At 53.9% G+C, this 25,719-nt stretch carries 23 protein-coding genes and 1 tRNA gene; 10 read left to right on the top strand and 14 right to left on the bottom strand.

All coding sequences use genetic code 11. The features are described from left to right. Positions 1-182 precede the first annotated feature (182 nt). The 4 genes from KJS40_RS09620 to KJS40_RS09605 all read left to right on the top strand — a co-directional run bounded on the left by KJS40_RS09620 (position 183) and on the right by KJS40_RS09605 (position 3,319). The gene (locus tag KJS40_RS09620; RefSeq protein WP_025041542.1) at positions 183-602 is read left to right on the top strand and encodes a rubrerythrin family protein; all 420 of its coding nucleotides are present in this window, start codon (positions 183-185) and stop codon (positions 600-602) included. A 120-nt stretch (positions 603-722) separates the two neighbouring features. After that, positions 723-2,054, top strand: a complete 1,332-nt coding sequence (locus KJS40_RS09615) for a heterodisulfide reductase-related iron-sulfur binding cluster (protein ID WP_213537328.1) — start codon at positions 723-725, stop codon at positions 2,052-2,054. A gap of 159 nt (positions 2,055-2,213) precedes the next feature. Continuing rightward, positions 2,214-2,801: a DUF3501 family protein gene (locus tag KJS40_RS09610; RefSeq protein ID WP_213537326.1), complete on the top strand. Its 588-nt coding sequence runs from the start codon at positions 2,214-2,216 to the stop codon at positions 2,799-2,801. Next, positions 2,801-3,319, top strand: coding sequence for a CNP1-like family protein (locus tag KJS40_RS09605; RefSeq protein WP_025041539.1), 519 nt, complete (start codon positions 2,801-2,803; stop codon positions 3,317-3,319). The genes KJS40_RS09610 and KJS40_RS09605 overlap by 1 nt, the downstream gene beginning before the upstream one ends. Positions 3,320-3,384: 65 nt before the next feature. On the opposite strand, the gene KJS40_RS09600 is transcribed toward KJS40_RS09605, so the two are convergent. The 5 genes from KJS40_RS09600 to rplU all read right to left on the bottom strand — a co-directional run bounded on the left by KJS40_RS09600 (position 3,385) and on the right by rplU (position 6,707). Then, positions 3,385-3,714 (bottom strand): TIGR01244 family sulfur transferase, encoded by a 330-nt coding sequence (locus KJS40_RS09600; protein ID WP_213537324.1) that lies wholly within the window; start codon positions 3,712-3,714, stop codon positions 3,385-3,387. 40 nt (positions 3,715-3,754) lie between these two features. Continuing rightward, on the bottom strand, positions 3,755-4,873 hold the full coding sequence (gene proB, locus KJS40_RS09595; RefSeq protein WP_213537322.1) for a glutamate 5-kinase: 1,119 nt from the start codon (positions 4,871-4,873) through the stop codon (positions 3,755-3,757). A gap of 106 nt (positions 4,874-4,979) precedes the next feature. Further along, a complete protein-coding gene (gene cgtA, locus KJS40_RS09590) occupies positions 4,980-6,044 on the bottom strand; it encodes an Obg family GTPase CgtA (RefSeq protein ID WP_213537320.1) in 1,065 nt (354 codons plus the stop codon). Between the two features lie 82 nt (positions 6,045-6,126). Continuing rightward, entirely contained in the window at positions 6,127-6,384 is a 258-nt protein-coding gene (gene rpmA, locus KJS40_RS09585) for a 50S ribosomal protein L27 (RefSeq protein ID WP_213537317.1), read from the bottom strand. 11 nt (positions 6,385-6,395) lie between these two features. Continuing rightward, complete coding sequence (gene rplU, locus KJS40_RS09580; protein WP_213537315.1) at positions 6,396-6,707, bottom strand: 50S ribosomal protein L21; 312 nt, start codon at positions 6,705-6,707, stop codon at positions 6,396-6,398. A 193-nt stretch (positions 6,708-6,900) separates the two neighbouring features. Here rplU and ispB point away from each other — a divergent pair, with 193 nt between their 5' ends. The 4 genes from ispB to ampD all read left to right on the top strand — a co-directional run bounded on the left by ispB (position 6,901) and on the right by ampD (position 9,465). Then, complete coding sequence (gene ispB / locus KJS40_RS09575; protein WP_213537313.1) at positions 6,901-7,869, top strand: octaprenyl diphosphate synthase; 969 nt, start codon at positions 6,901-6,903, stop codon at positions 7,867-7,869. Positions 7,870-8,037: 168 nt separating this feature from the next. After that, positions 8,038-8,114: transfer RNA gene (locus tag KJS40_RS09570), tRNA-Pro, on the top strand. Positions 8,115-8,592: 478 nt separating this feature from the next. Continuing rightward, on the top strand, positions 8,593-8,832 hold the full coding sequence (locus tag KJS40_RS15480) for a PP0621 family protein (RefSeq protein WP_280520232.1): 240 nt from the start codon (positions 8,593-8,595) through the stop codon (positions 8,830-8,832). Between the two features lie 72 nt (positions 8,833-8,904). Further along, positions 8,905-9,465, top strand: a complete 561-nt coding sequence (gene ampD / locus KJS40_RS09560; protein WP_213537309.1) for a 1,6-anhydro-N-acetylmuramyl-L-alanine amidase AmpD — start codon at positions 8,905-8,907, stop codon at positions 9,463-9,465. Here ampD and KJS40_RS09555 read toward each other — a convergent pair. The 7 genes from KJS40_RS09555 to kdpA all read right to left on the bottom strand — a co-directional run bounded on the left by KJS40_RS09555 (position 9,454) and on the right by kdpA (position 20,265). Further along, positions 9,454-11,127, bottom strand: a complete 1,674-nt coding sequence (locus tag KJS40_RS09555; protein WP_213537307.1) for an ABC-F family ATPase — start codon at positions 11,125-11,127, stop codon at positions 9,454-9,456. The genes ampD and KJS40_RS09555 overlap by 12 nt on opposite strands. Positions 11,128-11,386: 259 nt before the next feature. Then, positions 11,387-11,845 carry an outer membrane beta-barrel protein gene (locus KJS40_RS15350; RefSeq protein ID WP_244859778.1) on the bottom strand — a complete coding sequence of 153 codons (459 nt, stop codon included), beginning with the start codon at positions 11,843-11,845 and terminating at the stop codon, positions 11,387-11,389. A 2-nt stretch (positions 11,846-11,847) separates the two neighbouring features. Then, complete coding sequence (locus KJS40_RS15345) at positions 11,848-12,279, bottom strand: outer membrane beta-barrel protein (protein ID WP_244859530.1); 432 nt, start codon at positions 12,277-12,279, stop codon at positions 11,848-11,850. Between the two features lie 479 nt (positions 12,280-12,758). Next, positions 12,759-15,503, bottom strand: a complete 2,745-nt coding sequence (locus KJS40_RS09545) for a DUF4118 domain-containing protein (protein ID WP_213537306.1) — start codon at positions 15,501-15,503, stop codon at positions 12,759-12,761. A 7-nt stretch (positions 15,504-15,510) separates the two neighbouring features. Continuing rightward, positions 15,511-16,083 carry a potassium-transporting ATPase subunit KdpC gene (gene kdpC / locus KJS40_RS09540; protein ID WP_213537304.1) on the bottom strand — a complete coding sequence of 191 codons (573 nt, stop codon included), beginning with the start codon at positions 16,081-16,083 and terminating at the stop codon, positions 15,511-15,513. A 24-nt stretch (positions 16,084-16,107) separates the two neighbouring features. Further along, positions 16,108-18,399: a potassium-transporting ATPase subunit KdpB gene (gene kdpB, locus KJS40_RS09535; RefSeq protein WP_244859777.1), complete on the bottom strand. Its 2,292-nt coding sequence runs from the start codon at positions 18,397-18,399 to the stop codon at positions 16,108-16,110. A 57-nt stretch (positions 18,400-18,456) separates the two neighbouring features. Beyond that, on the bottom strand, positions 18,457-20,265 hold the full coding sequence (kdpA, locus tag KJS40_RS09530; RefSeq protein ID WP_213537300.1) for a potassium-transporting ATPase subunit KdpA: 1,809 nt from the start codon (positions 20,263-20,265) through the stop codon (positions 18,457-18,459). 380 nt (positions 20,266-20,645) lie between these two features. Here kdpA and KJS40_RS09520 point away from each other — a divergent pair, with 380 nt between their 5' ends. Together KJS40_RS09520 and tilS are read left to right on the top strand one after the other, a co-directional pair. Then, positions 20,646-21,614 carry an acetyl-CoA carboxylase carboxyltransferase subunit alpha gene (locus KJS40_RS09520; RefSeq protein WP_090456827.1) on the top strand — a complete coding sequence of 323 codons (969 nt, stop codon included), beginning with the start codon at positions 20,646-20,648 and terminating at the stop codon, positions 21,612-21,614. Between the two features lie 22 nt (positions 21,615-21,636). Further along, complete coding sequence (gene tilS, locus KJS40_RS09515; protein WP_280520231.1) at positions 21,637-23,016, top strand: tRNA lysidine(34) synthetase TilS; 1,380 nt, start codon at positions 21,637-21,639, stop codon at positions 23,014-23,016. Positions 23,017-23,107: 91 nt separating this feature from the next. Here tilS and KJS40_RS09510 read toward each other — a convergent pair whose 3' ends face one another. Then, positions 23,108-23,806, bottom strand: coding sequence for a pirin family protein (locus tag KJS40_RS09510; protein WP_213537295.1), 699 nt, complete (start codon positions 23,804-23,806; stop codon positions 23,108-23,110). A 105-nt stretch (positions 23,807-23,911) separates the two neighbouring features. Further along, positions 23,912-25,561, bottom strand: a complete 1,650-nt coding sequence (locus tag KJS40_RS09505) for an MFS transporter (protein WP_213537294.1) — start codon at positions 25,559-25,561, stop codon at positions 23,912-23,914. Positions 25,562-25,719 lie beyond the last annotated feature (158 nt).

Genomic DNA, 25,719 nt, shown 5'->3' with positions numbered 1-25,719 from the left:
ACAAGCATAAACCGTATGCAAGTCGACCGGTTGACAAGGTGAAGACCCTTCGATAGTCTCTCAGGGTTAAGTTTTGGTCTGGTTTTGGGCCGCTTCAATTCATGTGGTTCGAGCATTCAGGTCGGATGGTTCGTGGATATGATCAGTTTGATTATTGGTACTTAAATAACAGGAGGGGAAACATGGAACTTAAAGGATCGAAAACTGAAGAAAACTTGAAAGCTGCCTTTGCCGGAGAATCTCAGGCCAATCGTCGTTATCTCTATTTTGCAAGCAAAGCGGCTGTTGAAGGTCAGGATGATGTGGCAAACATCTTCCGCACGACGGCGGAAGGGGAAACCGGGCATGCTCATGGACACCTGGAGTATCTGGAGGCTTGTGGCGATCCGGCTACAGGTATGCCTTTCGGCTCATCCCGCGCCAACCTGCAAACGGCGATAGCGGGCGAGACGCATGAATACACCGATATGTATCCCGGCATGGCCAAGTCTGCTCGCGACGAAGGTTTCGATGAAATCGCCGACTGGTTCGAGACGCTGGGCAAGGCTGAGCGCTCTCATGCCAATCGCTTCCAGAAGGTTCTGGATAATCTGGCTGATTAAGTCGTTGCAAGACAGCAATGGACCGGGTCGAGTGCCAGCATTCGATCCGGTCGGTTGTTCCGCTCTGACGCTCTGTTCTGAAGTTTCATCTGTTTTATCCTTATACATTTTCATATCACCATGACCACTCGAGAAGGCAGTCTGGAGCGCCCCACGCGTCATCCGCTCGACTGGGAAAATCCGGATTTTTATGACGAGCCGAAGCTATTCAGCGAAATGGAGCGCGTCTTCGACATTTGTCATGGTTGTCGCCGTTGCGTCAGTCTATGCACGGCATTTCCGAGCTTGTTTGATCTTATAGACGAGGGAAGCACCGGTGAACTCGATGGGGTGGAGAAACAGAACTTCTGGGAGGTAGTGGATCGTTGTTATCTCTGCGATATGTGTTTCATGGCGAAATGCCCCTATGTGCCCCCGCACCCATGGAATGTCGATTTTCCTCACCTGATGCTGCGTGCAAAGGCTGTCAAGCACAAAAAAGGCGATGTTCGCTTCCGTGATGAATTGCTTTCGAGCACGGATCTCATGGGTAAACTGGCTGCTATTCCGGTAGTGGCTCAGGCGGTAAACGCGGTAAACAAGACGCCGGTCGCCCGCAAGTTAATGGATAACGTACTGGGTATTCACGCCGAGCGGAAACTGCCGGATTATGACAGCCATAAATTTCGACCGAATGCGAGGATCAATCAATCTCATGAAGTCCGTGACGGTGACAGGACATCGGGGAAGGTTGCGATTTATGCCACGTGTTATGTCAATTACAATGAGCCCGGCATAGGGCACGATTTATTGAAGGTGCTTGACCACAACCAGATTCCCACGCGCCTGGTGGAAAAAGAAGCCTGTTGCGGAATGCCGAAGCTGGAACTGGGCGATCTGGATGCGGTGAAAGCGCTTAAGACCAGGAATATTCCCCCTCTGGCGGAGCTTGCGAAGGAAGGGTACGCAATACTTGCACCTGTGCCTTCCTGCACGCTTATGTACAAGCAGGAACTGCCGCTCATGTTTCCCGAGGATGAGGATGTGAAAGCGGTAGCCGCAGCAATGTTCGATCCATTTGAATACTTGATGTTGCGCAACCGGGACGGTTTGCTGAAAACCGATTTTAAGCAGCCGCTAGGTAATATTTCGTATCACATTCCCTGCCATTTGCGGGTACAGAACATCGGGCAGAAAACCAGGGAAATACTGCAAATGGTTCCCGATACGAAAGTGAGCGTCGTCGAACGATGCTCCGGCCATGATGGGACCTGGGGAGTAAAAAGCGAACACTTCGCCGATTCCATGAAAATCGGCAAACCGGTATTCAAGCAAATGGGGGCTTCCAAGCCCGATTACATCAGTTCCGACTGCGCCATCGCCGCCCGGCACATTGAGCAGGGTATGGGTGACACCAAGGCGCAGAAACAGCACCCGTTGACGCTGATCCGGATTGCTTACGGGCTTGACTGAACAGCTGGCTGAGCAATCGGCCTTCTTGCTTCGTTCCTGTTATTCCAGTTCGAGAATGGAGAGTGAGGGCGAAACACGAGATAGTACGCATGAGTACCGCGAGGAACCGGGAACGAAACCAAAAACGGCCTATTTTTTAATGCAATGGAATAATAATTCATGCCTTCGATTACTCCTGGTAGTCTGATGACCCTGGAAACCTACGCCAAAGTGAGGCAGGAGTTCCGCGCTCGCGTAATGGCCCACAAAAAAAACCGCAAGGTTCATCTGGGTGAGAATGTCACGCTTATTTTTGAGGACGAGTTGACGGTACGATATCAAATCCAGGAAATGCTGCGGGCAGAGAAGATTTTTGATGAAGACGGCATACTTGCCGAGCTGGATGCCTACGGTCCTCTGGTTCCGGATGGCGCCAACTGGAAAGCGACCATGATGATCGAATATCCTGATCCGGTCGAGCGCGCCGCCAGGCTGGCGAAACTGATCGGTATAGAAGATAAGGTATGGATCAGGGTAAATGGCTGTGATCCGGTTTATGCGATTGCCGATGAAGACATGGAGCGTGAAAACGAAGAGAAGACATCCGCGGTACATTTTCTGCGTTTTGAGCTCACCGGGGAAATGATAAAAGCGCTACATCAGGGTGTGTCCCTGAGCATGGGCATCGATCACAATGCTTACGAGGTTACGGCTGAGCCGGTGCCAGCAGCGGTACGCGAATCGTTGATCAAGGACTTGACCGCGTAATGAAAAGAGTCTTGCTGTTGCTATGCTTCTTGCCGGTTGCAGTTTATGCCCAGCAACAGAAATTCGAATATGAATTCGATCATGAGAGGCCCTGGGTCGAACTTCAGGCGCAATTGCCTCCCTATCCGGAGACGGAAAATCTGCTGCAATTCGATGCGGGTCCCGTCAGCACAAACCTTCACTATGTCGACGCCTTGTCCATCACGGTTGGAGAGGATGGGGTAGTGCGTTACACCCTCGTGATCACATCATCGGCAGGTGGGATGAACGTGAGCTACGAAGGAATACGCTGCCAAACCGCCGAAAAAAGAACTTACGCTTATGGCCGGAATGACCATACCTGGACGCGGGCGGGAAGGTCGAAATGGGCCGATCTCGAAACACTTAACCAGAACTATGCCCAGCGCGCGCTCTACAGATATTTTTTCTGTCCGCTTGGATTCGATATGGTGAGGGATGCGGATGAAGCTATCCAGGCATTGAAAGCCGGAATCCACCCGCGAGCGGTACGATATTAGGCGGAAGCGTACTTTTGCTGGCCGGGTGAAAATTTCTTCGAGTCTGGCAAATCAGGTCGTGATTTTCACCGCCCACGCTCATAAAGCACTTTAGAGCGAATCCCCAGGCGGCAATAGCCAAGTATGGGGCCGGGCAGTTCATCAATCGCTAACTTGAACCGAGCAACCTGGGCGTCATTTATTTGTCCCGGCACAACCGGAAGGTAGGCAAATTCGAGGCCCGCCTCTTTTGCCGCTGACTCAAGTAGGTTGTGATCCGGATGGGCGCCACCGTCCTCGCTGTCCGGTCGATTGCAGATTACACTTCTGAAACCAGCCGCTTTAATATCAAGCAAATCCTCAACACTGATCTGTGGGCTGGTGGAAAAATTATCGTCTATTTTCGTGAGCTTCATTGAACATTTCTCAGAGTGAACAAGGCAATATTCTACGATATTAAAGCAGGACCATATTATCTCTATGGATGAGTTCCGGTTCACCTAAATAACCCAGAACAGTCTCGATTTCGCTACTTGCGCGCCGCAGAATTCTCCGGGTTTCCGCAGCGTTGTAATTAATGAGTCCTCGCGCAATTTCCCGTCCGATAGGATCGAGGCAGCCTACCAGCTCGCCGCGCTCGAAGGTGCCAATGACATTTGTAACGCCTATCGGTAAAAGACTTTTGCCGCCCACTGCAAGTGCTTCCACGGCGCCCGCATCCAGTATGACATTTCCGCGAATTTGCAGATGGTCTGCAAGCCATTGCTTACGGGCGGCCAGCGTCAGGGTTTCCGCCAGCAGTTGCGTGCCAACGGCTTCCCCTTTTGCCAGACGAATCAGGACATCAGGCTCATGACCCGATGCGATGACGGTGTGAGCACCGCTGCGTGCCGCGCGCTTGGCCGCTATTACCTTCGTCAGCATGCCCCCGCGTCCTATATCACTGCCCGCCCCGCCGGCCATCGATTCAATGGCAGGGTCTCCAGCCCTGGCTTCTTCCACGAGCTTTGCGTGCGCATTCTTACGCGGGTCAGCCGTAAATAATCCGCCCTGATCTGTAAGAATCACAAGCACATCGGCTTCAATCAGATTGGTTACCAGTGCAGCAAGCGTATCGTTATCGCCAAAGCGGATCTCGTCGGTCGCCACCGTGTCATTTTCGTTGATAACCGGGATGACATTCATGCTTAATAGCGTGATCAGCGTCGAGCGCGCATTGAGGTAGCGTTTCCGATCGGACAAATCCTCGTGAGTGAGCAGTATTTGCGCAGCCTGAATCCCATGGGTGCGAAAACAGTGTTCATAGGCCTGCACCAGTCCCATTTGCCCCACAGCGGCGGCCGCTTGCAATTCATGCAATGCATGAGGACGTTTTTTCCATTTCAGGCGCCGCATGCCTTCCGCTATCGCGCCGGAAGAAACCAGCACGACCTCCTTGCCCATTTCCTTGAGTCTGGCGATTTGCTCCGCCCAGCCCGCCAGCGCCGTATGGTCGAGCCCTTGCCCCTGGTTAGTGACGAGGCTGCTGCCAACCTTGATGACGATGCGCCGCGACTGTTTTAAAATGGATTCCATATCTGATTCTACGTTGTGGTCGCCGGATTATATACATGTGCTAGGCCAAAGGATGAGGCAGATAGCAGCAGCCTCGTTATTTCCCTTTAAAAGAAAAGCCCGCGACCTAAGATTCCGGATGATGCTCGTCAGTTGGCACCGGCTCTCGATTTGCAATTCCCGCTTCCTGCTCCAGATAATTCATGATGGCGTAGGTCAGCTCTTTGCAGCCTTCACCGGCCAGCGCTGAAACAATAAAGGTCTCTCCTTTCCAACCGAGGCTGCGTACGAATTTTTTGCATGTTTTCTCACGTTCATCTTCCGGCAGCAGGTCGACCTTGTTGAGTACCAGCCAACGCGGCTTTTGATACAGGGATTCGTCGTATTGGCTGAGTTCGTTCACGATGGCTTTGGCTTCGCGCACGGGATCGACGTTTTCATCCAGCGGCGCTACGTCCACAATATGCAGTAACAGACGGGTACGGGTAAGATGTTTAAGGAAGCGGTGGCCCAATCCCGCACCTTCCGCCGCCCCCTCTATCAGGCCGGGAATATCCGCCATCACGAAGCTGCGGTTCTGATCGACGCGTACCAGGCCGAGGTTTGGATGTAACGTAGTGAAAGGATAATCCGCTACTTTTGGGCGAGCGGCCGAAACTGCGCGGATCAGCGTAGATTTGCCGGCATTGGGCATGCCCAGAAGCCCTACATCCGCCAGAACCTTGAGTTCCAGCTTGAGGTCGAATTCCTCACCGGGTTCGCCCAGCGTAAACTGGCGGGGTGTGCGATTTATGCTGGATTTGAAATGCAGGTTCCCTAGCCCACCCTTACCGCCTTTGGCCAGCAAAACTTTCTGCTCGTTCTGCTTCAGGTCGGCGATCACTTCTCCGGTGTTGGTGTTTGTGATAACGGTGCCTACCGGCATGCGTAATATAATGTCGTCGGCCCCTTTCCCGTAGCAGTCCGAGCCGCGTCCGTTTTCCCCTTTTTTGGCGCGATGCGTATGTGCGAAACGGTAATCCACCAGGGTATTGATGTTGCGGTCGGCAATGGCGAAAATACTGCCGCCGCGTCCGCCGTCGCCGCCCGAAGGGCCGCCTTTAGGAATGAATTTTTCGCGGCGGAAACTGGCTACGCCGTCGCCTCCTTTGCCCGCGATGGTATGGATTATTGCTTCGTCTATATATTTCATGGATGATCTTGCCTGTTATCGGCGGTACAAACAAAAAAGCCCTATCGGTATGACAGGGCTCTTTAAGCGGAGATCAGTAAAACTAGACCGGTACGATGCTCACTACTTTACGTTGTGGCGAGCCCTTGACGCCGAAATTGACCTTGCCGTCGATCTTGGCGAACAGCGTGTGGTCCTTGCCCATGCCAACATTCTCGCCGGCATGAACTCTCGTGCCGCGCTGACGAATGATGATACTTCCAGCCGGAATCAATTCGCCGCCATAAGTTTTTACCCCCAGGCGTTTGGAATTCGAATCACGACCGTTTCTGGAACTGCCGCCTGCTTTCTTATGTGCCATGGTAAACTCTCCTAGACCGAAATGCCAGTAATCTGGATTTCGGTGTAATTCTGCCGGTGTCCTTGATGTTTCTGGTAGTGTTTGCGCCGACGCAGCTTGAAAATGCGCACCTTGGCGTGTCTGCCTTGCTCCAGCACCGTGGCTTTGACCGAAGCGCCATCCAGCAAGGGCTTGCCCACCGAAACATTGTCCCCGTCGGCAACCATCAAGACCTGGTCGATCAGGAACTCGCTCCCAATATCTGCCGGTACCTGTTCTATTTTGAGTTTTAGCCCGGCCTCAACGCGATACTGCTTTCCGCCGGTTTTTATGATTGCATACATATTATTGGATTCCTATGCTCTCGTACGAGAGTGACCTGAAAGAGGTGAGCGCGAATTATACATAGTCGCTCGCTTCAGGTCAAAGGCCTGTTGCGAATCAGTTTTGTGCCAAAATGTCGGGATGCACCCGCTGTTGAACTTGACACGGTGGCAGGGACGTTTCTACCATGGCATCTTTTTTGCAGGAACCTCAGTGTCAATTGAACGTATCAGAAGTCTTATCGCCCAGGATATGGGCGCAGTAGATGCAGTTATTCGAGAGAAACTCTACTCCGATGTGGAGCTCATCCGTCAGGTAAGCGAATACATCATCAACAGCGGCGGAAAACGCTTGCGGCCCGCACTTGTGATTCTCTCCGCCAATGCATTTCGCTATGCGGGGCGGTACCACTACAATCTTGCGGCAGTCGTGGAGTTCATACATACCGCGACACTGTTGCACGACGATGTCGTGGATGCTTCCGAGTTGCGGCGAAGCAAGGCAACAGCAAATGCTTTGTTCGGGAATGCCGCCAGCGTATTGGTGGGGGATTTTCTTTATTCTCGTGCGTTCCAGATGATGGTGGAAGTGGACAATATGCGCATCATGCAGGTATTGGCGGATGCGACGAATACCATTGCCGAAGGCGAAGTATTGCAATTGCTCAACTGTCGCGATCCGGATGTCGACGAGGAAAATTACCTGCGAGTGATCCGTTATAAAACCGCAAAGCTGTTCGAAGCGGCGACCCGGCTTGGTGCGATCCTCGGTAATGCCACGCCGGCGGAGGAGAAGGCGATGGCCGCCTATGGCATGCATCTCGGCACCGCGTTTCAATTAACCGATGACATGCTCGACTACTCGGGAGATTATCATGAAACGGGTAAAAATCTGGGAGACGATCTGGCGGAAGGCAAGCCTACGCTGCCACTTATTTACGCCATGAAAACAGGATCAAGTGCGCAGGCGGCAATAATACGCAATGCCATAGAGCAGGGCGGCGAGGGTGGCTTCCAGCCGGTCCTGGAGGTTATCCAGCAAACCGGCGCACTGGATTACGCCAGGCAGCGGGCACAATCCGAATCCGAGATGGCGTCCAAAACGATTTCGTCGCTGCCTGATTCCAACTACAAGGAGTCCTTACTACAACTGAGCATATTTGCAGTGGCGCGAAATTACTAGGCGGTTTCCGCACCCGGATCATTGATCGGGTTTTAGTTCAATTTTGAGCTTTTCCGAGCAGTTCCGGATTGCCGGGATATCTCTTCCTGCGTACAATTGCTGCCCACGGGCTTGAGAAGTTGAAGCAAGTTGCGTATAACAAAAATAAGTGTTTTAAAACAACTAGTTCGGGGTGTAGCTCAGCCTGGTAGAGTACTGCGTTCGGGACGCAGGAGTCGGAGGTTCGAATCCTCTCACCCCGACCATTCGTTCAATTCTTTTGTCTTTTCAATTTTTATCTCGCCTGAACGGAGCGATTCACAGGGGTTATGGAAAGTAAACCCCTAGCCCTCTAGCGCGAAATCGGTTTCCTGGTCGAGGCCGATAGTAGCTCATTCGCTGCGGGATCAGGTTTTGCTCCTGACCCCTTGGTATCCTCCCGCGCTTGTGTCCGAGAACTGAGAGAACGCTGAACGAGTTGTGCCACACAGCGCAACGATTGACGTCGCTTAATGATCATGGCGTCGATAGCGGGGCCTGGACATCTATAATCCACCTCCGCAGAGTTGACGATCTGCGCATCTGCTTTCGTGGAAATGAAAGCCCCCGGATGAAGGCCGGGTGGAGCGGAATCAGGTATATCCCTTATGAAGCTTGCGCAGGATCACCCAAACGGTAGAATGTGACGACATGCCTTTTACTGGCATACACGAAAAATCTTGATACTGAAGCGGAGATCACGCGTTGGGTAGACTGTTATTTTTTGCCCTTATCGTTGTATTTTTCATCTGGGTAATAAGGGGATATCGGCGCGCAATTAAAAAGCAGCGAGAAGAGGCGAATAAAGCGTCGTCGTCAATCGAAGGCGAGGACATGGTGCGCTGCGTTCATTGCGGCGTACATTTGCCCAGAAGTGAAAGTATCGCTTCGGAAGGCAAGTTTTTTTGTAGCGATGAACATCGCCGGTTGCACTTGCAGCCGTAGAACCACCTGCCCCGACCAGTGGCCAGTGAGCAAGGTCAAGGCGTGAGAGCGGTGTTTAAAGGCAGCCATCGGATGCGAATCGATGCGGCAGGCTATCTGGACGGGGCACGTTTCATTCTTTCCCCTAATTGCGACGAACGTCCCGCCGGATGCGCGATAAGCCTGCTGGTAATCCATAACATCAGCCTGCCGCCGGAAGAATTTGGCGGGGATGGCGTAATTGAATTATTCACCAACAGGATCGACCCCGAAGCGCATCCTTATTATCAGGCCCTTCGCGGCCTTAGGGTTTCCGCGCATTTTCTAATCCGGCGTGGGGGCGAGACTATCCAGTTTGTTTCCTGCGAAAAACGGGCCTGGCATGCGGGTGAATCCTGCTGGCAGGGCACGAGTCGCTGTAACGATTTTTCCATCGGTGTAGAGCTTGAGGGCAGCGATACGACGCCTTTTACCGATCTCCAATACGAGGCTCTGGCAGCACTCACCCGAACGCTTCAAAGCAGATATCCCATTACCGGTATTGCCGGGCATTCGGATATCGCACCCGGCCGAAAGACGGATCCAGGCTCCTGCTTCGACTGGGAGCGTTACCGCGCCGCGCTGCCTGGCGCGGACAACGGGTCATCGGGATGAAGCGCGGATTTTTTCCCTGGATGCAGGGTTACCGCTCCGGGAGCCGGCGTTGTCTGGTACGGCGACTTGACTTCCCCTCAAATAATCTTCATAGCTGCCCTTGAAATCGTTGATTCCATCCGGCTTCATTTCGATGATATGCGTTGCCAGCGAGGATACGAATTCCCGGTCATGGGAGACAAAGATCAACGTGCCCGTATATTTTTCCAATGCGGCATTGAGGGATTCGATGGATTCCATGTCGAGATGGTTGGTCGGTTCGTCCATGAGCAGCACATTGTTTTTTTGCAACATGAGCTTGCCGAACAACATCCGTCCTTCCTCGCCTCCTGAAATTACCGTCACCGATTTTTTTACTTCATCGCCGGAAAACAGCAGTCTTCCAAGTACGCTGCGCACAGCCTGATCATCATCGCTCTGGCGCCGCCATTGCGTCATCCAGTCTGTGAGCGACATATCTGTTTCGAAGTCGGCGGCATGATCCTGGCCAAAGTAACCGGGGCGAGCCTTCTCCGTCCATTTCACCTCTCCCGCATCGGGCGCCAGGTCCCCCGCCAGACAGCGCAGCAGCGTGGTCTTGCCGATACCGTTGGGGCCGATGATGGCGATTTTCTCGCCCGCTTCGACGTTGAGGCTGAATTTGTGAAGTATTGGTTTTTCCATGCCGGGAAACCGCTTGTCGATGCTTTGCACCGACACCGCCAAACGATGCAGTTTTTCACGCTCGTCCACATCAATGCGGATGTAGGGGTACTGCCGGCTGGAAGGCTTTACATCTTCCAGTTTTATCTTCTCGATCTGGCGCGCACGGCTGGTGGCCTGCCGTGCCTTGGAGGCGTTGGCGGAAAAACGGCTGACGAACGACTGCAATTCGGCAATCTGGGTTTTCTTCTTTGCATTATCGGTCAGCATGCGCTCCCGCACCTGGGTGGACGCGGTCATGTAGTCGTCGTAGTTTCCGGGGTAGATGCGGATCTCCCCGTAATCCAGATCGGCCATGTGAGTGCAGACGCTGTTCAGAAAATGGCGGTCATGAGAGATGATGACGATGGTACTCTTGCTGGCGTTGATGACATCTTCAAGCCAGCGGATAGTGTTGATATCGAGGTTGTTGGTCGGCTCGTCCAGCAGCAGGATGTCGGGATCGGCAAACAACGCCTGTGCCAGCAGTATGCGTAATTTGAATCCGGGGGCTATCGCGTTCATCGGACCCGTGTGTTGGGACAACGGGATACCCACCCCCATCAATAATTCTCCGGCACGCGCTTCGGCTGAATACCCATCCAGCTCGGCAAATCGCGCTTCAAGTTCCGCAGCGTGCATGTACTCCGCCTCGGTGGCGTCCGGATTGGCATAGATCGCGTCGCGCTCCTGCTTTACGCGCCATAACTCATCGTGCCCCATCATTACCGTGTCGATTACCAGGCAGTCCTCGAAAGCGAACTGATCCTGGCGCAATTTGCCTACACGTTCACCGGAGTCAACGCTGACATTGCCGGAAGTCGGCTCGAGGTCGCCCCCGAGTATTTTCATGAAAGTGGATTTGCCGCTGCCGTTGGCGCCGATCAGGCCGTAGCGGTTTCCGTCGCCGAATTTGACCGAGACATTCTCGAACAGGGGCTTGGCCCCGAATTGAATGGTAATATTGGCTGTGGTGATCAAAGCTTTTTCCTCAAAAAGGATTTGGAAAAACCCTCTATTTTATACGGTTCTTTGTCCGAATTCCGAATTCATTTGCAAGGCACCGACCAGGCTGCTGGAAAGTAATACCGTGCAGAGGGCGTTCACAAAAACGCCATTATCAAAAAAGTCCATCCTAGATCGGCAATTACTCCTTGATTTATCCGATGGGATTTTTTATAGAGTGGGATAAAGGAATAATGATCAACTATGATCATCTATTACCCTATGAGGTCGCGCATCAGAAGTTGACAGACAATGATGTTGTCACAAATGTGTTGCTATCAGATGTACGGCTATCATCGCTGATAAAAATATCATCTTTGCTGCTCAATGTTCTCGCTTCCATACGCCACAGTACATGGCTCGAAACACGGTAATCAAAGTTGGTTGAGAAACCCCATGTTTTAAAGCCATTAGGCGTGCCAGGCGCGATGATTACCCCGTGCCTGTCATCGTAATATTCCGCTCTGACTGCAATAGCCGTTTTTGCTGTGGGTGCATATTTCAAGATAACTGTTGGATTGCACCACGTATTCATGGCTGAAGAATTCTCATTTTTTTGTTCGATCCCAATATCGAAACCAATCGTGGCTGCAAGCGCATCATTCAGTTTGAAAATACCGTAGAAATTATGAAAGTAGCGCATTTTCCTGGCACTATCAGGTTTGTCGGTCCCGGCAAATGTGCTGCTATTCAGGGTTATCCTTGAAGAAGGCGTATAGGTGACCTGGGTACCAGCTTCACACCTATATTACCTTCGTAAAAATTTCCCAATATGCCGGGTTCGGCCGCATAGTTGGCGTTCATATAGCTGCCCACCGCTAATGCGAGATTGGCCCTGATATTGTTTGTGTTGTATGAACCTTTCAGGAAAGCCAGATTTACCGAAAGTTCCTCATTTTTAGTGAAGTTGTACAAAAACGAAAGCCTTCTGTCAGCGGCATGGCTACCGAAATCAACGCCATAATAAGTTTCAACGTAACCACTAATGGCGAATGGCGAGAGGAGATCGCTGGTAATTCCCGTGCCATGCTGTGCATGGGTTTCCATGCTTATCAGCAGACAGACCAGGCAGACGATGGGCGAGATAATGGCTGTATCTGTCAGGATCAAAGAAAACTTGAATGTCATGATCCGGAATAGATATGATATACGGATGAAGTTTTCGTGGGTCTAACAGACTGTTTGGGGTCACCATAAAGCATCCATAAACGGTTTAGGATCAAAGTGAATTTACTATTGATACATTACGCTTCGGAAAATAAAGAAGTCACAATATCCTTAACATGAATCCGTAAAAATCATATAAAAAAATGGGAAACTCAGTTCGTATCCCATTATTTATTTCAGGATCGGGCGTTTTTCGATTGGGTTGTGATTCCTGCCATTGTGGTGAAACTGAGCGATCCCGGAACATTCCATGGTTCCGGTGTTTGTCATCCGAGGCGGAATAGTCTGCTATCGAGGACTAGTTGAAGATTGGCAACGGGAGATATTCATTCCATAAACACGAAACCCTTCTTTCTCAAGAGCAATCCTGATGAAACGTCGAATTTGCTGTTCATCCTCGATCAAAACAATATTGGTATGTTCGGGCATGTGGTGTTGATTCAGTCGGGCAGACCGGCTTCGGGGCTTGGTGGCGCAGGTGGTTTGCCGATTGGCAAGGAAAACGTAAATATCGCGCCTCCGGTGGGCAGGTTGTTTGCCCAGATTTTGCCGTTGTGCGCCTCGATGATAGCACGGCATATCGAAAGCCCGAGACCAACGCCAGGCTTTGCGGACTCCTTCTCTCCACGTGTAAATTTGTCGAAAATCCGGTTTTCCATCCCGACCGGCAAACCGGGTCCATCGTCGGCGAGCGAAACCCAAACATCATCATCCTTTTTTTCAGCCGAAATAACGATATGAGACCCGGCAGGCGTGTATTTGCCGGCGTTTTCAAGCAGATTGCACAGTACTCGCTCTATCAGCACCGCATCAAATTGCAGAAGTGGCAAATCAGGCGGCAAGTTGACCCGCGTGTGATGCTGCTCCAATGCATACCGCATTGTGCGTATTGCGCTGCCGATCACTTCTTCCAGCATTTGCCACTGTTTGTTCAACTGCACCTTGCCGGTATGCAGCCTTGCCATATCCAGCAGATTCGTTACCAGGCTATTCATGCGAAAGGCCTGTTCATACAGAGCATTCATCAATCCCAGATGCTTGTCGCCGTTCTGGCCCGGCTCATGCCCTTGCTCTCTCAGGGAGCTGACAATACCGATAATCGCCGTCAGCGGGGTGCGCAGATCGTGCGAAATCGCACTCAACAGGGAGTTGCGAAGACGCTCTGACTCCATTGTGATCAGCGCATCCTGGGCCACTTCCACGTAATGAACCCGTTCAAACGCAAGCGCGATCTGGGATACGAAAGTATCCAGCAGGCGGCGTTGTTCCGGCAAAAAGATCATGCCGGGGTTTTCTGGAACGACAGCCAGCACGCCTCGGGTTCGCATAGGCGCCTTCAAAGGCAGATATATCGCCTTGCTGGAAGGCAGCGTATTGGTGCCAAAGCCGGCCTCTTCGTTATGTTCGTAAGCCCATTGCGCGATACCCAAGTCGATAGTTTCCGGTATAGCATCATTTTTCTGGCTTTCAACCACGCGAATTCTCTCGTGACTGTCGGGTAGCAGAATGACTCCCGTGCACTGGAACACGCCAGCCAGATGATCGATGCTAATTTCAATGATTCGGGAAAAAGTCAGCGCGGCAGCCAGTTCTTTGCCAAGATCATATAAGGCGCGGACGCGCTCCTCGCGATAAGTTGCAACCCGGGCCTGATAGCGCAGATTGGAAGTCAGGTTACTGATGACCAGCGAGACTGTCATCATTACGATAAAGGTCAGCACATATTGAGTATCCGATACCGCAAACGACAGTGTGGGCGGCACAAAAAAGAAATCGAATGCCATCACGCTGAGCAGAGACGAGAATGTGCCGGGGCCGCGACCAAATCTGGCCGATACCACAATTACCCCCAGCAGATAAAGCATCGCGACATTGGACAGGTCGAAGCGCTGCACCAGAAAAGAGGCGATTATGGTGGTCAGGCAACTGATTGCCACTGCCCAGATATAACCACGTTGACGTGAAATTTTCACCGATTGGAACTCCAGGCCGGCTATTGCCTCGCCCTTCCTCCTATTTTGCATGGATTCATCCGATGACGGCTGGATGCCGCGCCCGATGAAATAGAGATCGATATCCTTGGCGTGGGATGACAATTCATCCGCCACGGTGGGTTTGATCAAACGGGCGATGAGGGAGCGCCGGGGACTGCCCATCACCAGCCTGGAGACATTACGGCTGCGCGCGTATGCTATCAGCGTCTGGCCAATGCTGACGCCGCTCAGGGTTGCTGTTTCCGCCCCCAGTTCCTGCGCCAGACGTAAGGTTCGGAGAATGGCTTCACGTTCCGCAGCAGCCAGTTTCTGCAGTGCCGGGGTTTCGACGTAAACAGCCAGCCAGTCGGCTTTCAGGCTGGAAGCCAGCCGCGCGGCCCCCCGCACGACCTGTTCCGCTTCAGGTCCAGGCTCGATGCAGACCATCAGGCGATCACTGGCCTGCCATATCTGCGGGATGGACTGGTCCATCCTGTATTCGCGCATTTGCGCGTCGACGCGGTCGGCTGTACGACGCAGCGCGAGTTCCCGCAATGCAATCAGATTACCTTTGCGGAAGAAATTCTTTCTGGCCTGTTCTGCCTGCGGAGGAAGATAGACCTTGCCTTCTTTCATCCGCCGCAGAAGCTCATCCGCCGGCAAATCCACCAGCGTTACCTCATCTGCCCGTTCGAATACCGTGTCCGGCAGTGTTTCCCGTACGCGAATACCCGTGATTCGGCCCACTACGTCGTTCAGGCTTTCAAGGTGCTGCACATTGAGCGTGGTATACACGTTTATCCCTGCCGCCAGCAGTTCCTCCACATCCTGCCAGCGCTTGGGATGTCGTGAGCCGGTGACGTTGGTATGTGCCAGTTCGTCAACCAGAATCAGGCCGGGATTTCGCTTCAGAGCGCTGTCCAGATCAAATTCTGTCAGCGCATGCCCGAGATAATCGATATGCTGGCATGGCAGTACTTCCAGACCGGTGAGCAGTTTTTCGGTTTCGCTGCGGCCATGGGTTTCGGCAACGCCTACTATCACGTCAACCGCCTGACGGCGAAGCTCCTGCGCAGCGGATAGCATGGCATAGGTCTTGCCGACTCCGGCGCAGCCGCCGAAGAATATCTTTAGCGTACCGTGCCGCTGCCTGGTCTGTTCCTGCTGGATTTTCTCCAGCAGTTCGTCAGGATCGGGTCGCTGATTGGTCATGCCCTTCTCAGTGCAAGGTATCAAGCGCGAGATTTAGTTTCAGTACATTCACTCGTGGTTCCCCGAGGACGGCCAACTGGCGGCCTTCGGTGTGCTGGATGACGAGTTCGCCGATGCGCGCAGGGGGCAGATTTCGCGCTCTGGCCACGCGGTTGATCTGATATCGGGCCGCTGCCGGACTGATCTCCGGGTCGAGGCCGCTGGCGGATGCCGTGACCAGGTCGATCGGGACCGGTAGTCCATTGCCGGGGTCAGCCTGTTGCAGCGCAGAAATTCTGTGTTTTACCGCATCAACCAGCGCTGGATTTAGCGGCCCCTGGTTGGAGCCGGAAGAAGCGGTCGCATTGTTGGGATATGGGGAAGTGGCTGAGGGTCTGCCCCAGAAATATTTTGGTTCGGTAAAGTGCTGTCCGATCAGCACCGAACCGATGACTTTGCCATCCTTCTCAATCAACGTTCCTTCGGTCTGCCGGGAGAATAGTGTTTTGCCAATGGCCGTAGTGAGCAGCGGGTAGATGCCGCCGGTAATCAGGGTCAGCCCGATAAACAGGACGATTGCAGGACGAAGAAGATTTTTCATGATGTTTTCCAGTTGATCTGGTAATCAAACCAAGCCAAATAAAATCAGTAGAAGGTCGATGATCTTGATGCCCACAAAAGGCGTCAGAACTCCGCCCAGGCCATAAATCATCAGGTTGCGGCGCAGCAGCAATGCTGCGCCGATTGCGCGATAGGGCACACCTTTTAGAGCCAGCGGAATCAGAAATACGATAATCAGAGCATTGAAAATCACCGCCGAGAGAATGGCCGAGTCGGGACTGGCCAAGCGCATGACATTAAGTGTATTCAACTGCGGATAGGTAGTGGCAAATGCTGCTGGAACGATGGCAAAGTACTTGGCGATATCATTGGCGATACTGAAAGTCGTAAGCGAACCCCGTGTTATCAGCATCTGCTTGCCGATTTCCACTATCTCTATCAGCTTGGTCGGATTGGAATCGAGATCCACCATATTGCCGGCTTCTTTCGCTGCTTGAGTACCGGTGTTCATCGCCACCGCCACATCCGCCTGTGCCAGTGCCGGGGCATCATTGGTTCCATCGCCGGTCATGGCCACCAGCCTGCCTTCGGCCTGGTGTTTGCGGATCAGTGACAGCTTCGCTTCCGGCGTAGCTTCGGCCAGAAAGTCGTCCACGCCTGCCTCTGCGGCGATGGAAGCCGCTGTCAAGCGATTGTCCCCGGTGATCATCACTGTTTTGATACCCATGCCACGCAGCTCGGTGAAGCGTTCCTTGATGCCACCCTTGACAATATCCTTGAGTTCCACCAGGCCAAGCACCCTGGCGCCGTCAACCACGACCAGGGGCGTGCTGCCGCGACGGGCCACGTCAGTGATCTGATTGGATATCTCGGCGGGGTAGGCCGCGCCTTGCGATTCGATATATAGACGCATCGAATCGCAAGCCGCTGTCAAGCGATTGTCCCCGATGATCATCACTGTTTTGATACCCATGCCACGCAGCTCGGTGAAGCGTTCCTTGATGCCACCCTTGACAATATCCTTGAGTTCCACCAGGCCAAGCACCCTGGCGCCGTCAACCACGACCAGGGGCGTGCTGCCGCGACGGGCCACGTCAGTGATCTGATTGGATATCTCGGCGGGGTAGGCCGCGCCTTGCGATTCGATATATAGACGCATCGAATCGGCGGCACCTTTGCGGATTTGACGCTCGCCCAAGTTGACGCCACTCATCCGGGTATACGCGGAAAAGGGAACGAAAACCGCGCCCAGCGCATTAATATCGCGTTCGCCTAACTTGAACCTGTTTCTGGCGAGCACCACAATACTGCGTCCTTCCGGGGTTTCGTCGGCAAGCGAGGCAAACTGGGCCGCATCCGCAAGTTCCGCTTCGGTGATGCCGATCACGGGAATGAAGGCGGCAGCCTGCCGGTTGCCCAGCGTGATAGTGCCGGTCTTGTCCAGCAGCAGCACATCCACATCTCCCGCCGCTTCTATCGCGCGACCTGAAGTGGCGATGACGTTGGCCTGCATCATGCGGCTCATCCCTGCCACGCCGATGGCGGAGAGCAGACCGGCGATGGTCGTAGGGATCAGGCAGACCAGCAAGGATACCAGCACCGTAATTGTCACCGGTGTACCTGCGCCGGCCGCTTTTGCGCTGAACAGCGAGAACGGCAGCAGTGTTGCTGTCGCCAGCAGGAAAATGATGGTTAGCGCTACCAGCAGTATGGTCAACGCGATCTCGTTGGGTGTTTTTTGCCGTCTGGCGCCTTCCACCATGGTGATCATACGGTCGAGAAAAGCTTCTCCAGGATTTACGGTCACCCGCACGACGATCCAGTCTGAAAGTACATGCGTGCCACCGGTGACAGCACTGAAATCGCCGCCGGACTCCCGAATAACCGGGGCGGATTCACCGGTGATGGCCGATTCGTTTACCGACGCCACACCCTGGATCACTTCGCCGTCGGCCGGTATTGTGTCGCCAGCCTCGATCAACACAATGTCCCCCTTGCGCAGAGCCATACTGTCGGTCAACTGTACTTCGGAATCGCGCGAATTACCGGAGAGTTTTTTTGCCATGACATTTTTCTTCGCACCGCGCAATGCTGCCGCCTGCGCCTTACTGCGGCCTTCCGCCAGGGCTTCGGCGAAATTGGCAAACAGTACGGTGAGCCAGAGCCAGAGCATGATGTTGAAAATAAATCTTGCAGGCGCCTCTCCCTGGCCCCCAAGCGCCTGGAAAAACAGAACTGTCGTCAGGATGCAGCCGATATAGACGACGAACATCACCGGGTTGCGCCACTGTGTTTGCGGGGCGAGTTTTCTGACCGCGTCCAGCAGCGCTGGCTTGACCAGCTTGGGGTCAAACATCGGGAGTGCTGCGGCTTTGCTCACTGAATGGCCTCTTTTAGTCCGGTCTGATCTGGATCAATTCACACCCGTCATTATCAGGTGCTCAATGACCGGACCCAGCGCCAGAGCCGGGACATAGGTCAGGGCGCCTACCAGGATGACGGTGCTGATCAATAATGCGACAAACAATGACCCATGTGTGGGCAGAGTACCAAGGCCCGGCTGTATGCGCTTCTTCGCCGCTAGCGAACCGGCAATGGCCAATACCGGGACGATGACGCCGAAGCGGCCGAACCACATGGCGATCACCAGCGTAATGTTATAGAAAGGAGTATTGGCCGACAGCCCTGCAAATGCGCTGCCGTTGTTGTTGGCTGCCGACGAAAAAGCGTAAAGAATCTCACTGAAGCCATGGGCGCCTGGGTTGGCGATACCTGCCCTGCCGGCATCGAGTGTGACCGCGAGGGCCGTGCCGGCCAGCACGAGCATGGGTGTGATCAGAAGAACGAGCGCAGTCATCTTCATGTCGAATATCTCGATCTTCTTGCTCAGGTATTCCGGCGTACGACCTATCATCAGCCCGGCTACAAACACCGCCATGACGGCATATATCAGCATGGTGTAGAGGCCCGAGCCGACGCCGCCGAAGGCGACTTCGCCCAGTTGCATCAGCCACATGGGTATCAGGCCGCCAAGCGGGGTGAGGGAGTCATGCATCGCATTCACCGCGCCGCAGGAAGCCCCGGTCGTCACGGCGACGAACAGCATGGAGGCAACGATGCCGAAACGGGTTTCCTTGCCTTCCATGTTGCCCCCCGGTTGCAGAGTACCGCTGCTCTGGTCTGCGCCTGCGGAGGTGAGCAAGGGGTTACCGTTCTGCTCGGCCCAAATGCCGATGCTGGCCATCGCTAAAAAAATGATCAACATAGCGTAGAATATCGCCCAACCTTGGCGCCGATCGCCGATCATTTCGCCAAAGGTATGACAGAGCGCGGCCGGGATGAGGAAGATCGCCAGCATTCCCAGGAAATTGGTGAGTGGAGTTGGGTTTTCATAGGGATGGGATGAATTGGCGTTGAAAAAGCCGCCGCCATTGCTGCCAAGCAGCTTGATTGCCTCCTGTGACGCCACCGGGCCCATGGATAACGCCTGGATTCGTGTTCTCACCGTTTCCTGCACAGGATTGGTTTTGTCATTATTGAGCGGAATGTCTTGCGCATCCGTTCCAGGCTTCTGGTAGGTGATTGATTCAAGCGTTTGCACATTCTGGTAGCCACTGAAGTTCTGGATAACGCCCTGGCTCATGAAAATCACCGCCAGTAACAACGATAGCGGCAGCAATATGTATAGGGTAGAGCGGGTAACATCGACCCAGAAATTGCCGATAGTCTGGGCGCTATGCCGCGCAAAACCTCGGATCAGTGCGATTGCTACCGCAATACCCGTTGTCGCAGATAGAAAGTTCTGCACCGCCAACACCGTCATCTGGGTGAAATAGCTCATGGTGGTTTCGCCGCTATAGCCTTGCCAGTCGGTATTGGTAACGAAACTGACTGCAGTATTGAAGGAAGAATCCGGGCTGACAGCCTCGAAGTGCTGCGGATTCAGCGGTAGCCAGAATTGCAGGCGCTGTACCCCATAGGTCGCTAATAACCCTAGAAGATTAAACAGGAGCAGGGCCATCGCATAGCGCTTCCAGTCCATCTCTTCAGGGGGACTGATACCGCCCGCACGATACAAGAGTCGCTCTACCGCTCCGCTAATCTTGTTCAGATGCGGTGTTTTACCTTCCATTACCCGTGCGATGAACAAGCCTGTAGGCTTACTCAGCACGAGTAGAGTGAGAAGGTAGAGTCCCGCCTGGGTCATGATGTTTTCAACCATTAGAAATCTTCCGGTCTAAACAGGGCATAGATCAAATAGCCCAGCAGAAATATCACTAGGGCACCGCTGGTAACGTAAAGCCAGGTCACCCTTTTTCTCCCCACCGGACGCAGTCGAGAACGAACAAAAATGAAATAATGGGAAACATGCGCACTGGGTCGATGCACAGGGTAGTCATGGGGAGTCCAGCATTAAAATAGATTTATAGCTGGCATGTTACGTTTACGAAAGTAAAGAAGTCGTAAGATATTGATCCAAATTTGTAAAAATATTGTATAAATCAAATTTGCATAGGGTCCCATGTTGCTTCCGAATTGGAATGCTCTCTGGGAAATCTGCGATCCTGTATCATTGCGGCTTCACAATTACGCCCGTGTTGCATGAAAATTACTTTCTTGGATTTCGAGCAGCCCATTGCTGAGCTTGAAGCAAAAATTGAAGAACTGCGCTTTGCACAGGACGATTCAGCGGTGGATATTTCAGCCGAAATCCTGCGTCTGCAGAAAAAGAGTCAATCGCTGACCAACAGCATCTATGCGAAGCTTACACCTTGGCAGATTTCACAGGTCGCGCGGCATCCACAGCGTCCTAATACGCTTGACTATATCCAGCATCTATTCACCGATTTCGAAGAGCTTCACGGAGACCGGAGTTTTGCCGATGACTACGCCATCATTGGCGGATTAGCACGGTTTAATGGCCAATCGGTAATGGTTATCGGACAGCAAAAAGGACGTGACACCAAGGAAAAAATTCATCGCAACTTCGGCATGCCCCAGCCTGAAGGCTATCGCAAGGCATTGCGCCTGATGCGCCTGGCGGAAAAATTCAGTGTGCCTTTAATCACCTTCATCGATACGCCGGGTGCATCACCGGGCATCGGCGCGGAAGAGCGCGGCCAGTCAGAGGCTATTGGACGAAATCTTTTTGTACTGGCGGAGCTGAAAGTACCGGTGATCTGCACGGTTATCGGCGAGGGCGGTTCTGGCGGGGCGCTGGCAGTGGCGGTGGGGGATGTGGTGCAGATGCTGCAATATGCAACATACTCCGTCATCTCTCCTGAAGGTTGCGCCTCCATTTTATGGAAGAGCGCGGACAAGGCGCCGGAAGCTGCCGAGATCATGGGCATTACCGCTCATCGCCTCAAAACCCTGGGGTTGATTGACAAGATCATCAGCGAGCCGCCAGGCGGAGCGCATCGCGATTATCTGGCTACCATGCAGTCCGCCAGGAAATCATTGCAGGAATCGCTCAAGCAGTTACAAGGCTACTCCACGGAGTTATTGCTGGAGAAACGTTTTGAGCGGCTGATGGGATATGGCAAATTCAAGGAAGTCAAAATCAAATAGCATTTCACGCAGGACTGAGAATGTGTTGCGTGAGCAGATTCAGTGCGGCGATCATCTGGCTATCGCATTGAGCGGCGGAGTGGATTCAGTCGTACTGCTGGATTTGCTGGTGCCGGCATCGGTTGAGATGCGGTTTTCGCTCTCGGCCATTCACGTCAACCACGGCATTAGTCCCAACACAGACAGGTGGAGCGAATTCTGCCGGGATCTATGCCGATCCAGAAACATTTCGCTCGAAATTGCCAAGCTGAAAATCAGGCGGGAACCCGGTGTCAGCCTGGAGGCACTCGCTCGTGACGAGCGCTACCGGACATTCGGAAAAATCAAAGCGGATTACGTGGTGTTGGCTCAGCATCTGGACGATCAGGCTGAAACCCTGCTGCTGCAGTTGCTGCGCGGAGCGGGTGTGAAGGGCCTGGGGGCGATGCCGGTCGTCAGGAATCTGGCGCAGGGAAGCAGCAAGCAAGAGCCAGAAGTCGGGAACGATAAGTCGGGGCCATTGGATGGCAGGCCCCGAATACTCAGGCCATTACTTAACGTGTCCCGGCGCGAGATCGAAGATTATGCCAAAGAGAGTGGATTGCAGTGGGTCACCGATGAGAGCAACGAAGATGTATCTTTCGATCGGAATTTCCTGCGTCATGAGTTTTTTCCCCTACTGGAGAAGCGTTTCCCTTCTTACCGCACGACTTTTTTGCGCGCAAGTCGACATATGGCGGAGGCATCCACTCTGCTGGATGAATTAGCCGAGGCCGACAGCAGGGAATGTGTCATCCCTGGAAAACTTCACATTGAAGATTTGCGGAAATTGAGTTTTCCTCGCGCCAGAAATCTGTTGCGCAACACTCTGGCTCAGCAGGGCGCGATACTCCCCAGTACAATAAAGCTCGAAGAAATTCTGCGGCAACTGCTGTCTTCCGGCCCAGACTCAAAACTACGGGTGATTTTCGGCAATGCCGAAGTTCGCTGCTTCAAAGGCGTGGTTCACGTGCGCAACCGGGACGTATCAGCAGGACCCGATGACTTGCCGGCCGTGGATTGGCAGGTGCCTTGGCATGGAGAAAAACAACTGGTTATTGCCGAGCTTGGCGGTACGCTTATATTCACGCACGATAGCGGCATGGGGATCAATCTGCAAAAACTCTCCGAGGATCCGGTCACGATTCGTCCGCGCCATGGCGGGGAGCGTCTGCGCCCGGATCGCAAGCGCCCGCGCCGCAGCCTCAAGAATCTTTTACGCGAGGCATCGCTCCCACCATGGGAGCGGGAAATGCTGCCGCTGATATTCAGTGGTGAACATCTCGTATGCGTACCGGGAATCGGCGTGAATTCCGACTTCCAGGCGACGATCGGAGAACCGGGCCTGGTAATCCAGTGGCAGCCTGATACGCAGCTTGTTTGATCGGCGCCAGAATGCTTTGGGCGGATTCTGCTGGTCGAAGGAAGGATGCAGTTGGACTTACCCTCAGCGTCGGCCATCCGCCATCCTTGGCTTATGCCAGCTCGAAAACAAGCGCCTCCGCTTTCTGGCCTTGATCGAGAACCAGGTGACTTTCATCCGTAAGGCTGGCGCCGTCACCTGCGTGCAGGCGGGTACCGTTCAACGATACCTCGCCGCGCGCGACGTGAACATAAACATAGCCACCCGGTACGATAGTTTGCTCAACCCGTTCTCCGTCGTCCACCAGCGCGGCGAATAACTTCGCATCGGCGTGAATCTTTACGGACCCATCAGCGCTATCCGGCGAAGCAATCAATCGTAATCTCCCGCGCTTTTCGGTGTCGTCAAAGTATTTTTCCTCATAGCCGGGAGAAATTCCTGTCTCGTTGGGCAAGAACCAGATCTGCAGAAAATGGGCTTTTTCGCTCTGGGAGGGATTGAATTCGCTATGTTGCACACCCGTGCCTGCGCTCATGCGCTGCACGCTGCCCGGGCGAATAATGGAGCCGGTGCCCATGCTGTCCTTGTGCGCAAGTGCGCCCTCCAGCACATAGCTGACGATTTCCATATCGCGGTGGCCATGCGTGCCGAAACCACGCCCCGGTTCGACGGTATCATCGTTGATTACGCGCAACGCACGAAACTGGGTATGTTTGGGGTCGTAGTAATCCCCAAAAGAAAAACTGTGCCAGGAATTCAGCCAGCCGAGATTGGCATGACCGCGATCCTGGGCGCGACGTATATCTATCATGATTTGTTCTCCTTGTGGATAATGAAAATAAGGGCAACGAAACGGTCGCGGCGAATGCACCTGCACCTGTAATTGGCATGAACGAAGCAGGCGAAAGCTGGCCATTCAAGGGGCAGCCGCAACAGAACTGTCAGTGAGCGTCACTGGCGCACCGCCGACAAAATGAGTAACCCTTGGGGTTTTGCCGCCTGTGTGAAAACGGAGGACATTTTCCTGAACACGCTGATCCTCGCGTGTGACACGCGTGTGCTGACGCAAATGATCGAGCCATGAGTCATGCTGGAAGAGCTCGACATAGCGGCCGGGCAGGGTGATATCCTCAAAGATGCCCCAGGCAAATGCGCCATCGCGGCGGCGTAACGCGCCGAGCGGTTGCATCGCATCCAGGAAGGCCACGCGCTGGCCCAGCGCAACCTCATATTCGATAGTCACCAGGACGGGGCCTCGGCGCCGATCCAGTTCCTCCGCGGCGGGCGGGTGCGGTGCCCAATGATCGGATGGCGCCAGGTCAGGCGCTTCCTGTGCTCCCAGGCTGAATCCGCGCGCAGCCAGTGCTGCCGCCACCGCACCCCCGGCCGAGGCCACCAGGGCCGCTGTAATGCCGGCTTCCGAGGCAAACCATCCCCATAGCAGACTGCCGAGTGCCATTCCGGCGGAGATCACCATGATGTAGAGCGATAATGCACGGCCTCGAACCCAGGTGGGCACCGAGATCTGCGCTGCGACCTGCAGCGAAGACAGGACAGTGACCCAGGCGGCGCCGGAAATCAGCATGACTCCGTACAGTACCGCTTCGTTCCGGATCGTCGCCAGGGCTACGGTGGTCAAGGCATATACTATGCTCGCGACAAGCACCAGGCGGTCGCGCGAGATACGCACCTGAAGCCTCGGTAAACTGATAACAGCAGCAACCGCGCCAATGCCGACAAAGGTCAGGAGAAACCCATAGGTTGCCGGACCGCCGGCAAGCTCATTGCGCGCGATCAGCGGGAGCAGCGCCCATGCGGAAATCGTGAAGACAATGAAAGCGGTGGCACGGATCAGGACGGCGCGAAACGGTGATGCCATGCGTGCATAGCGCAACCCCGCACGCAGCGCCTGGAAGAAGCGTTCGGGCGGCAGGGAACGCTCATCCGGTTCAGGTTTCCAGTGCCACAGCATCAGTATCATGCCGATAAACGAAATTGCGTTGAGGCTATAGGCCGCCCATGCGCCCAGCTGGGATAGCATCAGGCCGCCAATGGCCGGGCCGATGGAGCGCGAGAGGTTCATCGACAGCGAACTCAGGGCAACAGCTTGCGGCAGCAGGTTTCTGGGAACGAGTTCGGGGCCGGTGACGTTCATTGCAGGTGTTGCCATGGATGCCCCGATGCCCATGGCGAAGGTCAGGATCAATAGATACCAGGCATCGAGCTGATCGATGCCGGACAGGAAAGCCAGCGTGGCGGCTGCAAGCGCCATCCATATTTGTGTTGCGAGCAAATAGCGGCGCCGGTCGACGATATCGGTGAGTGCACCCGCAACCAGCGCGAACAGTACCATCGGCAATGATGCCGCTGCTTGTACGAGGGACACCATCACCGGCGAAGGAGAAAGATCGGTCATCACCCAGCCGGAGGCTACCGCATTGATCCAGGTGCCGATATTGGAACCGAGGGATGCGAGCCAAAAAAATCTGAACGTCCGTAACTTTAGCGGCGAGTACGCGCCGGGGATCGAGGTGTTCGAGGGGCTATCGTTGGTGGACGTGCTCATCAGGAAACCCCGGTTATAAAAAAACAGTGCTGTTGTTATTGACGACCAATGGATTATATAGCGCCAATTAGGCATCGTTGATACCGCCCACGGGACCATGTGGTTTTGCTTGGCAGAATCCGCACGTAACGCTTGGGTTTACTTGACAGCTGATGAGG

It is taken from the genome of Nitrosospira sp. NRS527 (genome assembly GCF_018406445.1).
GTDB classification, from domain to species: domain Bacteria; phylum Pseudomonadota; class Gammaproteobacteria; order Burkholderiales; family Nitrosomonadaceae; genus Nitrosospira; species Nitrosospira briensis.
Note: the sequence above shows the minus strand (reverse complement) of the source record. Positions and strands in the feature narration are given on the sequence as shown.